Annotated in this window: 10 protein-coding genes and 1 pseudogene; 10 read left to right on the top strand and 1 reads right to left on the bottom strand. The window is 54.0% G+C overall.

The features are described from left to right. Nucleotides 1–35: 35 nt before the first annotated feature. Complete coding sequence (locus tag I8J30_RS04710) at nucleotides 36–1,622, top strand: DUF3502 domain-containing protein (protein WP_210655814.1); 1,587 nt, start codon at nucleotides 36–38, stop codon at nucleotides 1,620–1,622. A gap of 231 nt (nucleotides 1,623–1,853) precedes the next feature. Further along, nucleotides 1,854–3,842 (top strand): methyl-accepting chemotaxis protein, encoded by a 1,989-nt coding sequence (locus I8J30_RS04705; protein ID WP_210655812.1) that lies wholly within the window; start codon nucleotides 1,854–1,856, stop codon nucleotides 3,840–3,842. A 709-nt stretch (nucleotides 3,843–4,551) separates the two neighbouring features. Here the strand turns inward: I8J30_RS04705 and I8J30_RS33890 are convergent. Further along, nucleotides 4,552–4,686 (bottom strand): annotated as a pseudogene (locus tag I8J30_RS33890) (cold-inducible protein YdjO-related protein); the annotation flags it as partial. Nucleotides 4,687–4,870: 184 nt separating this feature from the next. Here I8J30_RS33890 and I8J30_RS04695 point away from each other — a divergent pair. The 8 genes from I8J30_RS04695 to I8J30_RS04660 all read left to right on the top strand — a co-directional run bounded on the left by I8J30_RS04695 (nucleotide 4,871) and on the right by I8J30_RS04660 (nucleotide 13,617). Further along, nucleotides 4,871–5,965 carry a CgeB family protein gene (locus I8J30_RS04695; RefSeq protein WP_210655811.1) on the top strand — a complete coding sequence of 365 codons (1,095 nt, stop codon included), beginning with the start codon at nucleotides 4,871–4,873 and terminating at the stop codon, nucleotides 5,963–5,965. A 35-nt stretch (nucleotides 5,966–6,000) separates the two neighbouring features. Then, the gene (locus tag I8J30_RS04690; protein ID WP_210655809.1) at nucleotides 6,001–7,146 is read left to right on the top strand and encodes a CgeB family protein; all 1,146 of its coding nucleotides are present in this window, start codon (nucleotides 6,001–6,003) and stop codon (nucleotides 7,144–7,146) included. Nucleotides 7,147–7,309: 163 nt separating this feature from the next. Next, nucleotides 7,310–8,833: a glycosyltransferase family 4 protein gene (locus I8J30_RS04685; protein WP_210655807.1), complete on the top strand. Its 1,524-nt coding sequence runs from the start codon at nucleotides 7,310–7,312 to the stop codon at nucleotides 8,831–8,833. Nucleotides 8,834–8,872: 39 nt separating this feature from the next. After that, nucleotides 8,873–9,970, top strand: coding sequence for a non-hydrolyzing UDP-N-acetylglucosamine 2-epimerase (gene wecB / locus I8J30_RS04680; protein ID WP_210655805.1), 1,098 nt, complete (start codon nucleotides 8,873–8,875; stop codon nucleotides 9,968–9,970). Continuing rightward, the gene (locus tag I8J30_RS04675) at nucleotides 9,960–10,943 is read left to right on the top strand and encodes a polysaccharide biosynthesis protein (protein ID WP_091213212.1); all 984 of its coding nucleotides are present in this window, start codon (nucleotides 9,960–9,962) and stop codon (nucleotides 10,941–10,943) included. Before wecB ends, I8J30_RS04675 begins: the two co-directional genes overlap by 11 nt. Further along, complete coding sequence (locus I8J30_RS04670; protein WP_210655804.1) at nucleotides 10,940–11,782, top strand: SDR family oxidoreductase; 843 nt, start codon at nucleotides 10,940–10,942, stop codon at nucleotides 11,780–11,782. Before I8J30_RS04675 ends, I8J30_RS04670 begins: the two co-directional genes overlap by 4 nt. Next, nucleotides 11,779–12,729: an NAD-dependent epimerase/dehydratase family protein gene (locus tag I8J30_RS04665; protein WP_210655802.1), complete on the top strand. Its 951-nt coding sequence runs from the start codon at nucleotides 11,779–11,781 to the stop codon at nucleotides 12,727–12,729. The genes I8J30_RS04670 and I8J30_RS04665 overlap by 4 nt, the downstream gene beginning before the upstream one ends. A 90-nt stretch (nucleotides 12,730–12,819) precedes the next feature. Continuing rightward, complete coding sequence (locus I8J30_RS04660; protein WP_210655801.1) at nucleotides 12,820–13,617, top strand: glycosyltransferase family 2 protein; 798 nt, start codon at nucleotides 12,820–12,822, stop codon at nucleotides 13,615–13,617. Nucleotides 13,618–14,056 lie beyond the last annotated feature (439 nt).

Raw genomic sequence — 14,056 nt, 5'->3', positions numbered from 1 at the left:
TGATAATAAATAGTAATCATAGGAGGGTTATTTCAATGAGAAGAAGAGGGTTCAAGTTCGTTACGGCAACACTGACAGCGGTTCTTTCCGTTAGCATGCTGCTCAGCGGCTGCGGCAACAGTAACACAGAGAACGAGGCGAACTCGTCCGCGAATACCGGAAATACCAAGGCAGAAAACACCGCAGCGGCGAACAATGCGGCGGAGAACACGGGTGCAACGGATGCATCCAAGCTCGATCCCTACGAAATTACATGGTATTTGCCGCAAAGCGTTTTCCCGGATGCAAAGCTCGTCCAGGATGAGATGAGCAAGATTACGCAGGAGAAAATCAATGCGACGCTGAACATTCAGCTTGTCGATTGGGGTACTTATGATCAGAAAATGCAGGCGATTGCCGCTTCCGGTGAGAAAGCCGATCTGATCTTCACCTCCAACTGGACGAATGATTATTTGCAAAATGTGAATAAAGGCGCTTTCCTCGACATTACGGATCTGCTTCCACAGTACGGACCGGACATTCTGAAGCAGGTGCCGGAAGCTGCATGGGATGCGGCCAAAGTGAAAGGCAAGCTTTATGCCATCATCAATACACAAGTACTGGCAAGAACACCGGGCGTCCTAATTAACAAGACGTTCCTCGATAAATATGGCTTTACAGCGGATCAATTCAAAACCCTTCAGGACTTTACACCGTTCTTCGAGAAGGTCAAAGCAGGCGAGCCGGATAAATTCCCGTTCAGCTTGAAAGGCGACACCGATGTCATGGGTAACTACGGCAGCGCGCTTGGCATTGAATATTTCTCGCAGAAAAACCCGGGCGTCGTCTATATCAACGATGACAGCACCAAAGTGGTGAACCTATATGAAACGCCTGAGTTCACGAACTTCTTGAAGCTCATGCATGAATGGTTTGATAAAGGCATCATCCGTAAAGATGCGTCCACATTGAAAGATACGAACTCCGATGAGTTGGCCGGCAAATATGTGACGTCCACATTCACCGTTATCAACCCGGATACAGCGGCTAACCAAGCGGCCAAATTCGGCGGCGGGGATGCGGCGAACGTGGCGGCTGTGGAATTCTCCAAGCCTTATATGAGCACAGGCTCCATCATTGCAACGATGACGGCAATCTCCCGTACGTCCAAGGATCCGGCCAGAGCGATGATGTTCTACAACCTGCTTTATTCCGATCCGCAGCTGTTCAATTTGATGAGCTTCGGTATCGAAGGCAAACATTATACGAAGGTCGAGGATGATCTGATTCAGAAGATCGACAATACCGGCTATTGGATGGATTCCGGCTGGGAGTACGGCAATATGTTCAACTCTTACCGCACGAGCCCGACACAGCCGAAGTGGTTCCCTGCCGGCCCGGACAAGAATGCAGCCGCGATTCCTTCCAAGCTGCTCGGCTTCTCCTTTGACCCGAGCAATGTGAAGAGCGAGCTTGCGCAAACGGCTTCCGTAGTGGATGAATTCTATGCCGGACTCATTACCGGTATTGCTGATCCGGATACGACGCTTACGAAGATGAACGAGAAGCTGAAGAAGGCGGGTTTGGATAAGATTTTGGCGGAGATGCAAACCCAGATCGATGCCTGGAAAGCATCGAAATAATTGATGGAGCCGGCGGTTCTTTCCTGAAGGGAAGGAATCGGCGGCTCTTTATTTTTCTTCGAAACGGAATGCGTAACTTTGCTGACAGCATGGAAAATCCGGCCAACTTTATGGGAAATTTACGCAGTTTAGTGTCGAAATGAGAAGGTGAATGATGAATTTTGTCGAAAATGTTATCGTGCAAATGAAGTGCTTGCTTGGGATGACTACGATTAACGGGGAGGAAACACCATGATTACCACTATCTTTAATCCTGCTATTAAACTGATGAATCGGTTGAACTACGCGCAGAAATTCATCATTATTGGCGTCGTTCTCATCATCCCTGTCGCATTATTGATGTACTTCTACATTTCGGAGAAGAAAGTCGGCATTGAATTTGGCAAGAAGGAGTTAATCGGGAATCAGTACAATGCAGGAATGAAGAACATGCTTCGGATTGCACTGAGCTTACGCGAGCAGACGACTGCCCTGCAATTAGGCGAAATCGGCAGTGAGGCGGCGCTTGCGGAGAGTCAGAACTTGATGACGATGGCGATGAAGCAGCAGCAGACGCTCGAAGACAAATATGGGTCGAAGCTGGGGACGGAAACGAGCTGGAAGAAGCTTCTGGCCGACTGGCAGAATTTCAAGAGCACCTTGCCTAAAGCGGGTGTCTTGGATGACAAGTATAAGCAATATGACGTGCTGGTACAGGATCATTTGGAGTTAATTACGCTGGTAGGCGATCATTCGAATTTGGTCTTGGACCCGGATTTGGATTCCTACTATATCATGGATATTAGCTTAGTGAAGCTTCCGTATATGACCGATTTGCTTAGCTCTTCGGCTGTCATTGCAAACCGGGCAATTTATGACGGTGTGATGTCGCAAGCGACAAAGCGGCGATTGGATCGCAATTTGACTCAAATCGAGAGCAATCTGGCGGAAATCGAGAAAAATTTGCAGACGGTTTACGCCTACAATCCCGGCTTGAGAGAGGATATGAGCCGCGTTGCAACGGAATCGGCAGCCTCTTTCAACAAATTCGTGGAGCAGATGAATGAACGGTTTATGGAGGCGGATCGGGTACCCGTAGGTGCCGGCAGTAAGGACGATCTGAGCGATGAAGCGATTTCGGCGGCTTTCTCCCTGTACGAGACCTCCTCGGCAGTGCTTGATGACTTGCTCCACAAGCGGGTGGACGGATTCACCTCCGAACGGTTGCAGAGCACGCTCTTTATTTCGCTGCTCCTGCTGCTTGCGACGTATCTGACCATCGGATTCTGTATTTCCACACGCAGCTCGCTTCGTCAGTTGGCGGATATTTCAGCTAAGGTGGCTAGAGGGGATTTGACCGTAAACAGTGAGTTTAATTCGAGGGACGAGGTTGGCCAGTTCTCCCGTTCGTTTAACGATATGGTAGCGAGCCTGCGCAGCGTCATTGCACATATGAAGGAGTCAGCGAATTCCGTTTCCGTTGCTTCCATCGATATTACGAAAAGCACGGATGAGATCGCCAGAGGCAGCAACGAACAGGCAAAATCGGCCCAATCGATTAACGAGCTGATGCAGGAGCTGTCGGTTGCAATCGATACCGTTGCCATTAGTGCCGAGGGTGCAGCGAATCTGTGCGGCGATACGCGAAATGTAGCGGAGGAGAGCGATCGAATCGTGCAGCTCTCGATTCAAAGCATGGATGTGCTCAGCGACAAAATGAGCACCTTGCAGGAAGCGTCGTCGAAGATCGGTGAAATTATCGGCGTTATTGATGAAATTGCGCAGCAAACTAATCTGCTCGCCTTGAATGCGGCGATCGAAGCAGCCAGAGCCGGAGAGAACGGTAGAGGGTTCTCCGTTGTGGCGGAGGAAGTTCGCAAGCTGGCCGAGCGCAGCAGCGAGGCAGCGAAGCAAATTACCGGCATTATCGAAGAGATGCAAACCTTCGCCTCGGAGAGCTCGCAAGCGGCGCTCGATTCGGTTCTGTTCGCGAAACAAACCGGCGAGTCCCTGGTGCACATCACGCAGAAAGTAGGCGAGGTCACATCGCAGGTTACCGATATCGCCGCTGCCAGCGAGGAGCAGTCGCGCCAAACAAGAGAAGTGCTGGAAGCCATCGAGAACATCGCGGCAGTCAGCGAAGAAGCTTCGGCCAGCTCCGAGCAGACGGCCATGAGCTCGCAAAGCCTTTCCGGTCTGTCGCAGCAGTTATCCAAGTCGGCGGCGAGGTTTACGGTTTAGGATGGAGAGTGCCAATAAAGTCCCGTGGGGGCTTTATTGGCACTTTTTTATTATGAGGGGGCTGACTGGGGCCGAAATCGTGCCGAAATGAAGCTGAGAGTTCTGAAATCGAACTCTCAGCCATCCAACTAACCTCCTTTCCTGCTGCGTCGGACGCTGAGAGTAGGGAAATCCGACTCTCAACGCCGAAACCGCGCCGAAATGAAGCTGAGAGTCGGGAAAACCGACTGTCAGCGGTCAAACTACCTCCTTTCCTGCTGCATCGGACGCTGAGAGTAGGGAAATCCGTCTCTCAACGCCGAAACCGCGCCGAAATGAAACTGAGAGTAGGAAAAACCGACTCTCACTGGTGTTTCGGCGATGGAGCGAATTCGTTGACGGTGTACCCCCATATGAGCATCTAGTCAACCCCAGAACCCCAGTCCCGTCTCCATGCCGATGGCCACTGCTCCACCGTGCATCCGTCGAAAAGGCAGCATGAAGAGGCTGACCTTTAATCATCGTGGATGATTAAGAGTCAGCCTCTTCATGCTGTTTATCTGTTACTGCCCCATAGGTCCAGCAGCTTTCTGTATGAGATGAATACGGAGTTGACCAGAGGTCACCTCAGACCATTCATCTACTGGAAGCTGCGCTTCGTGCCGTTGGTGAGGACGGGCAAGCATTTGATTTCGCTGGTCATGCTGGAGTGACAGATGGGGCAGCTGGGAAATTCGCCGAATGAGAAATCATTTCGCATCCAGCAGCTGCAGTCTTCGTTACTGCATGTCCAAATGGACGTTTGCTCTTCCGGAATCGGTTCAACCACTTTCTTTGAGAAATGAATAATCAAGCCCTCCTTCATTGTTCATGCCGTAACCTCTTTTAATATGTGACTGTACTGGCAGAAATATACTACTTTTTTCAAGACAATCTGCCTTAGGGGTCAAACGCCAATTTTGTAAGCCAAGCGGACAAGTGACCAAGAGCCTTGCCTGTCATTCGCATATATATGGAGACAGAATACTCGAAAATCAGGGGTGGAGCGCGTGCAGGCGAAGCGAAAAATTTACGCCCAAGCAGCAAGAAAAGGATTCGCCGCTGGATACGGCAATGGCCAGCGGGATGGCGCTTGCGACTTCATTTACAAGCGACTGCATCCGGCCGCAGCATTCCCCAAACGGAATGTCTGTGTGCTGTATATTCCGCAGGGTTTCGAGGCAATCGACCAGGGCATCGTTGAAGCGCTTCGCCAAACTGTGCGCGAGGTGCATGTGGCGGATGCCAAGCACATGGCGGAGCAAGCCTCCTTCATTAGGCCGGATTGGATGCTGGTGCTGAACGGCCTGCATGTGTTCCCGGACGATCATTTGCAACAGGTCGATGCGGTGCGGGCAATGGGCATTCGTACGGCCATTTGGTTCGCGGATGATCCCTATGTGACGGCAGATACGGTGACGATCGCGCCTCATTACGATGTTGTCCTTACGCATGAGCTGAGCACGGTGGAGTTGTACAGAGGACTTGGCTGCGCCGAGGTGGCTTACATGCCGCTGGCTGTCGATCCCAATTGGTTTAAGCCTATGAAAGTGGAGTCGGCACATCGCAGCGATATTTGTTTTATCGGGCAAGCATTCTGGAACCGCGTGGAGCTCTTCGATGCCATCGCTCCCTACTTGAAGAACCGCAAAGTGTTTATTGCAGGCGGCCTATGGGATAGGCTGCGCCACTATAAGCAGCTGCAGAAATTCATCCGCATGGGCTGGCTGCCGGTCGATGAATCGATCCGCTACTACAACGGCGCCAAGATTGTCATTAATTTGCACCGGACTACGGAGCGGGGCAAGGACAATAAGAACGAGCTGAACTTGCCGGGAAGATCCATTAATCCGCGCACGTATGAGATTGCGGCATGCGGGACGCTGCAGCTGACGGATGTACGGGAAGACTTGCCTAACTACTATGTGCCCGGCGTAGAACTCGACACCTTCAGCTCACCGGAGGAGCTGATTATGAAGCTGGACTACTACTTAAAACATGAAGAGCAGCGCAGGCAAATGGCGATACGAGGACTGTACCGGACCTTGAAGGACCATACCTTCGTTCAGCGTTTGCAGCGGGTTGCCGAGGTGTTGACGTGGTGATACGGAGCAGAAGAAGGCAGAGAGGAGTGAATGAAATGGCGACCAAAAGACGAAGACGCCGAATTCGCAAAGGGAAAGTGGCTCGGAGCCTTAGGGGTGAAGCGCGAGGCAGAGTAGACGGGTTCCGGCTTGGCTGGCAGCATGGCCATTGGTACGGTCAATGCGAGTCGGTCTTGCAAAATACGGCACAAACTCAGACCTTCGCGGTCAGACAGGCGCATGTGCTGTTTGTCGCGACCGGCAAAGGTTTTCCTTATTCGCCGCTTGATGAAGCGATTGCGAATGCACTTCGTGCGCAGGTGACCCAACTGACGATCACCGACACCCTGCAGCCGGTAGCAGAAATTGCAATGCGGATCAGACCGGATATTGTCATTGTCCTCGATGGTCTGCAATTCAATGTCGCGCAAGCCGATGCCATGAGGGCAGCCGGCATTCGTACCGCCATTTGGTTCACGGACGATCCGTACTACACGGACATCACCTCAGGCATTGCGCCTCATTATGATGAAATATTCACGCTGGAGCTGGTTTGCGTCGACTATTACCGCCGCTTAGGCTGTCCGAATGTCTATTATTTGCCGCTCGGAGCGGATCCGGCATCATTCAGACCGCGCAATCCCTTGAGGTCGCAGCGTCATGACATTTGCTTCATCGGCTCGGCATATTGGCGGCGCGTTGAGTTTTTTAACGAAGTGACGAAATTTCTTGCTACGAAGGATACGCATATTTCCGGCATCTGGTGGGAGCGGCTAAAGGATTTTCAACTGATGAAGAGCAAGATTGAGCTTGGCCGCTGGATGGGTCCCGATGAAACCGCAAATATGTACAACGGCGCCAAAATCGTCATCAACATGCACCGTGCCCACGATGATGAAACGTTCAACAACAACAGTGCAGGCATCGGCGCGATTTCCCCGAACCCGCGGACCTTCGAGATTTCGGCCTGTGCAGCGCTGCAGCTGACGGATGTGCGCAGCGATCTCGTATCCTTTTATACCCCCGATGTAGACATCGTCACCTACTCTTCGCCGCAAGAGTTGATAGACAAAATTCAATATTATTTGGCGCACGAGGAAGAACGGAAAGCGATCGCCATGCGCGGCATGTACCGGACGATGCGAGAGCATACGTATGGCAAAAGAATTGAGAGGCTGCTTGCGATATTGTTTCCAGGTTAAGAGGGGGACAGCTGTCCATCACAGTAAGCAGCGGAGATAGAATTGACGTTTTTTGTGCGTTTGGAAAGGTCCAAATGTCGTGCCGCGCAAGTAGCCGTCACAATATATTGTACAACTAGGGTTTTGAAAGATGCGATGAAACAGGTGGAGGGGAGTCAACCAATTGAAGCTTAGCAAACCGAAAATGCTAGTATTCTCGCATATTTGCAGCCCTCAATATGTCACAGGCGCTGAGAAACTGCTGCTGTTCATGGTCAGGGAGCTGTTGCCCTCCTTCGCCTGCACGCTCGTCGTTCCCAATGAGGGCATTATTGCCGTAAATGCCCGCAAGCTCGGAATTACGGTCATCGTGCATCAAATTCCGCTGGTCGTGCCTCTGTATCTAGGACTCTCTCATATGACCAATGAGATAGGCGCACACCAACAGGACCCGCTTTGGCTGCAGCTGATCCAGCTCATCCATCATGAACGGCCGAGTATCATCATTGCCAATACGTGCGTTCATCCGATGCCTGCAATCGCCGGCAAGATGCTGGGTATTCCGGTCGTCTGGACGGTGATGGAAGCCATTCGAGAAACGCCTCACACAGCGCTCGCAGCTTCCATAATCGAGCAGTATTCCGACTACATCGTCGGCATCTCTGAGACGACGCTGGCACCGCTTCGAACCCCTGGCATGATTCCCAAATCATCGCTGATTCCGCCTTCCTGGCACCAAAGCGAGCTGAATCCGGAGAGCTGGCAGCAGCATCGGATCAATCGGCGCAGGCAGCTGGCGATTGCGGACGAACAGCGATTGGTCGGCTACATTTCATCGTCGATCTTCGAAGCGAAGGGACTTGAACATTTCATGCAAATGGCTGTCAACTCGGCCGAGCAGCATCCGCATGCGATGTATCTTATCGTGGGCAACCCCGTGGATCAAGGCTATTTTGAAAAATGTATCGGGATTGCCAGAGACCGCGGACTAATGGAGCGATTTCGCTGGATTCGGTTCGAGGAGCAGGTAGAGACGGTGTATCCGGCCATGGATGTACTCGTTGTACCCAGTTTAACGGTGGAAGGCTTCGGCATGACGGCGCTCGAGGGCATGGTGTTCGGAAAGCCGGTCGTCGTGTACGGCTCCGGCGGACTCTCTGAAATAGGCCGAGCTACCGGAAATGAAGCCTATGTTGTGCCGATGGGGGATACGGAAGGGCTGACGCTCCGTGTGTCATCGCTGCTTGCGAATGAAGCCATGATGCAAGCGATCGGCGCACGCAATGCACAAGCCGCACATGAAGTGTACGGGGTTAACGCGTATCGAGACCGGCTGCGCAGGTTTATTGCTACGCTGGCCATTCGCGGATATTACCCGCCAACAGTGCTTAAAGGGAGTGCCCCGACGATCTACAAGTTTGACAATGGCGTTCTCCGGCCTCTTCGATCGGCGCGCTCCTTCCGCAGAGCAGGTCATCGACTGGAAGAGATTCGCGAGGTTCCGGATGTTTACATTGCCGCATGGCCGAAAGGCGCGCCGATTGGCACGGCGTACAGAAGCAGAAGAAAGGGCCGCAAACGGCTGGCCGGCCGAGCCGGGAAGATCGGGCGCCGCCGCAACGGCGTTCGAAAGCAAGGCAGCTTGAAGCGCCGAAGGCAGCCGGGGCGCCAGAGGAACCGGGCAAGAGGAGCTAAGAAGAAACGGTAGCCGCTCGCCCGAAGTTGAACGACGAAGGAGGGACGTTTCATGCGCGTTGTAACGATTTTGGGCACGCGCCCGGAAATTATACGACTGAGTCTTATCATTCAGAAGCTGGATGCGCTGGCCGAGAAGCATGTGCTCGTGCATACAAGACAGAACTTTTCGCCGTCGCTTAGCGATGTGTTCTTTCAGGAAATGGGACTCAGGCAGCCGGACTATCTGTTCACGGAGACACGGCAGACGCTCGGCGGGCAATTGTCCGTCATGTTTGCGGAGGTGGAACGCATTCTGATCGCCCATGAGCCGGATGTGGTGCTGCTGCTTGGCGATACGAACAGCGCACTCTGCGCAATCATCGCGGAACGGATGGGCATTCCGGTTGTACACATGGAAGCGGGCAACCGCTGTTACGATCTGTCGGTTCCAGAGGAGAAGAATCGCCGGATTATCGATGCCATCGCAAGTATTAACATGCCGTACACGTCGTACAGCAAGAACAACTTGCTGAGAGAAGGTTTTCCCAGCAATCGGATCGTGCTGACAGGCAATCCGATCCATGAAGTGATTGAGCACTATAAGCCGCAGATTGATGCCAGCGATGTGCTGGAACGCTTCGGTCTGCAGGCTGGCAGTTACGTGCTCGTGACAGCGCACCGCGCGGAGAACGTCGATGTGCCGGAGCGGCTGACCGGCATATTGGAGGGGCTTAATCGCGTAGCGGAGCGCTTTGACAAGCGTGTTATCTGCAGTGTTCATCCACGGACGAGATCGCGGATCGACAGCGGTTCGGTGAGCGTGGAGATGGATGAGCGGGTCGTGTTCTATGAGCCGCTGGGGTTCTTCGACTTTGTTCGGCTGGAGCAGCATGCCTTCTGCGCCATCACGGACAGCGGTACCGTGCAGGAAGAATGCTGCCTGTTCGGAGTGCCAACCATCACCATCCGGCAGACGACGGAGCGTCCGGAAACCGTTGATTGCGGCAGCAACGTGGTGTGCGGCTTAAAGGCGGAGCGAATCGAAGAGGCTGCGGTCATCATGACTTCGCTGCCTGCGGCCTGGGAGTGTCCGGACGGGTATTTGGCCAAAGATGTGTCGGATAAAGTGGTTAAATTTGTGCTTGGAGGGAAATGGAATGTTTACTAATCAGCGCATACTGGTCACCGGGGGAACAGGGTCCTGGGGCTACGAACTGATCCGCCAGCTGCTGCCTCAGCAGCCCAAACAAATTATTGTGTTTTCCCGTAACGAGTCCAGCCAGGTGGCGATGAGCCGCGCGTTTGAGGATTCGCGTCTGTCCTTCTGCATCGGAGATATTCGGGATAAAGAAGCGTTGATGCGTGCGTGCGAGCGGGTCGATTATGTGTTTCATTTGGCAGCGCTGAAGCATGTGCCCGTTTGTGAGGATCAGCCGTATGAAGCGCTCAAAACGAACGTGATCGGAACGCAGAATGTTATCGAAGCCGCAATCGCAAACGGGGTAAAACGAGTGGTCTACATTTCCACAGACAAGGCGGCGAACCCGTCGAATTTCTACGGAATGACCAAAGCGATTGGCGAGAAGCTGATCGTGTACGCGAATCTGCTGCATTCCAAGACGACATTTGTCTGCGTACGCGGCGGGAATGTACTTGGCACGAACGGAAGCGTTGTGCATCTGTTTATGAATCAGATCAGAGAAAAGGGGCAAGTGCGGATTACGGATATGAACATGACGCGTTTCTTCTTGACGCTGCAGGATGCCATCACGCTGTTGTTCAAAGCATCCGAAGAGAGCATTGGCGGGGAAATCTTCGTGATGACGATGCCAACCTGCCGGATTGTAGACTTGGCTGCCGTACTGATCGAGGATTTGGGTATTCCCGCGACGATGGTGACAACGGGGATTCGGCCAGGGGAGAAAATACATGAGATTCTGCTGACAGACCATGAAAGCACGACTACGGTCGTGTACGATGAAGAGTATTTGGTCATTCTGCCAACGCTTGATATTCCGGGGCTTCGTCAGCATTACAGCAGCTATCCGAGCGTCGATTTCGAGAGCTACAGCTCCAGCCAGTCCTTGCTGACCAAGGAAGAAATTCGTTCCATGCTGAACCGGGGCGGGTTTCTGTCATGAAGCTGCTCATTATCGGAGGAAGCGGCATGGCAGGTCATGTTCTGATTCGGTATTTTGCACAGCTGCATCCTGAAATGGATGTAGTGTACACGACTCGAGCGGCAGAGGAGGGAGCTAACGGGCTGCGCCTTGACGCCTCGGACAGTGAGGCTGTTGCTGCACTTGTGCATACCGTTCAGCCGGATGTTATCGTCAATGCGGTAGGCGTGCTGAATCAGGATGCGGAGCAGCATCCGCTTGCGGCTTATCAGGTGAATGGTTTTTTGCCTCACTGGCTGCGGCATCTGGCGGATCATCTGGACACACCCGCACGCGTCATTCATATTAGCTCGGATTGCGTGTTCAGCGGAATGAGAGGCGGTTATACGGAGCAGGATGTGCCGGACGGCACCTCCGTGTATGGGAGATCCAAGGCGCTCGGCGAAGCGCCTGGCTCCCGCCATCTCACGATTCGGACTTCCATTATTGGGCCTGAGATCAGGCCGAACGGGATCGGACTGCTCAAATGGTTTTTCGAGCAAAAGGGAACCGTCAGCGGCTATGCGAGAGTGTGGTGGAACGGGGTCACCACGCTTGAGCTGGCCAAAGCAGTGGATTATGCCATTGCAAATCCGACGATTGGGGGATTGGTTCATTTGACAGCTGCCGAAACGGTAAGCAAGCTCACGCTGCTGCATTTGATTCAATCCACTTTCCAGGTAAGCGGGATCAAAATCGTACCGGATGACCGGCTGTATATAGACCGGACGCTTGCAGCCACGCGCAGTGATTGGGGTTACCTTGCTCCCGGCTATGTACCGATGCTGGAGGAGCTTGCGAACTGGATGAATGAAGGTTGAGCCGCCCGCGCCTGCTGGTAACAGGGGCCGGCGGCTTCTGCGGCGAGCATGCATGCCGGTACTTCAGCGCGGCGGGCTGGGAGGTGACGGCGGTTGTTCGCCGTCTGCCGCAGCAAGATGCAGAAGAATGGGCGTGGCTGAACGCCGTCCATGCGACTCTGGCTTGTGATCTGGCAGCGCAATCCGAGGTGCTGGCGCTTATTGAGCAAGCCAAACCGGAATATGTGCTGCATTTGGCAGGCGCCAATGCGGTTGGTGCCTCATGGAATGACCCCGCAGCCGTGCTGCAAAGCAATGTGATGGGCACCGTACATGTGCTTGAAGGCGTGCGGCGGGCAGGGGCTCCTTGCCGGGTCGTAGTGGCCGGCTCGATGCTGCGGTTCCCGCTCGTTGCAGCGGGCCAAGGTGGTGCGGAGCGGCCGCAGCCGCAGCACCCGTACAGCTTGAGCAAGACGATGCAGGTGCTGATTGCGCAGAGCTGGACATCGCTCTACGGCATGGAGGTCGTGATCGCCGAGCCGTCGAATCTGATCGGTCCCGGCCGATCCGGCGGCTTGTGCGCACTGCTTGCGCGCTACGCGGCGAAGGCGGAGCAGGCAGCAGCGAGCGGCGCTGCAGCGCCGGCGCCGTTCCGGCTATCATCGCGCAGCGAGCTGCGCGATCTGTTGGATGTGCGCGATGCGATTCGCGCGTATGAGCTGCTGCTGCGCGCCGGAGAGAGCGGCCGCATCTACCCGGTTGCGTCCGGCGTGATGCGCACGCTCGGCGAGATCGCGGATGCCTTCGATGCGCTGGCGCGGCATCCGCTGCAGTGGGAGATTGGCGAGTCGCAAGCCGCCTCGCCGGATCCCGCGAATTGCGAAGGCGTCATCGCCCTTGGCTGGACGCCGCTTATCACGATGGAGCAGTCGCTGCGCGAAACGCTGGAGGCGGCGCGGCAGCGCTGAAGCAGCCGGAGCCGAAGCTTGAACTGAAGCTGAGGCTTAGGCTGGAGCTGGAATACAACATTAGAGAAGAAGCAGCAGGAGGCAGGTAGGATGGGAAACCCGAGGGTGAGTATCGTCATCCCCTTTTATAACGACCCCTATGTGACGGAAGCCATCGAGAGTGCACTCGCGCAGACCTATGACAATATCGAAATTATTGTCGTGGATGACGGCTCAACGAAACATGCAGAGAAGCTGCGTCCGTATGAGGGACGAATTCATTATGCCGGTAAGGTGAACGGCGGCACTGCGAGCGCGCTGAACGCGGGGTTCCGCCTTGCCAGCGGTAAATATGTGGCCTGGCTGAGCTCCGACGACCGCTTCTATCCGGACAAAATCAGACGCCAAGTCGAGGCGATGGAGGAGCAAGAAGCGCTCATCAGTCACACCGGCTTCGACATCATCGACGGCCGCGGCAAGATGACGGAGCTCGACCTCATCCCGCCGGGCTATGAGAAAGGCGCGTTCTATCGCGCGCTTCAAACGAGCAACCCCATCAACGGCTGCACGGTCATGATGAGCAAGGCGCTCTATCGGATTACCGGCCCGTTTCATGAGGGGCTGAAGTATACGCATGATCTGGATTACTGGTACCGCGTGCTGCTGACCGGTATTCCGTTTCTGCTCATCCCGGAACCGCTTAGCGCCTACCGCCGTCACGAGGAAATGGGAACCGTCCGCCACCGTGATGCGATCGCGGTAGAGGTGAAGTCAACGTTCGCCCAATACGAGAAACGTTGGCGCGCGTATATTACGCAGCTCGGCTTCGGCCCTCCTCGGAAGGCGAACACGCCGACCGCGGTCAATCGTACACGGCCGAATCAGAAGCGAAAGTCGGCTCGCGGCTAGAGCGTATCGTCCAGTGGACACTGGCAGATTCACAATCTTAATGAAACTGCCGTGATCCACACTCGTTGTGACTCAGCCGCCGCCGAATGATTCCGCAGCAGATTGGTTTTCACTCTAACGAATCCCAGAGGTCTTATTTGAGCGAAATGAAACGATTTGAAAATCTAACGAATCCTACAGGTCTTATTTCATGTTTTCATGCCTTTATTCGCTCCAATTACCCTCAATAGCGCCTCTACGATTCGTTAGAATAAATTTCGGGCTATATTTCGCTAAATAAGCCCTCTACGATTTGTTAGCGTGTTTAGTCGAAAACAGCGATGAAGCCAAAGTGGTGACGGCCCGTCGGTATTTCAACGGGCTAGTCGCTCCAGCTCGGCGTCGCCGTTCATCCTTCCACGTGTCCGAACCGAGCAAATGTTGCCGTAAATGCAACATT

The organism is Paenibacillus lignilyticus (assembly GCF_017942085.1).
GTDB lineage: Bacteria > Bacillota > Bacilli > Paenibacillales > Paenibacillaceae > Paenibacillus_Z > Paenibacillus_Z lignilyticus.
The sequence above is the reverse complement of the archived record's forward strand: the minus strand, read 5'-3'. Positions and strand labels throughout refer to the sequence as shown.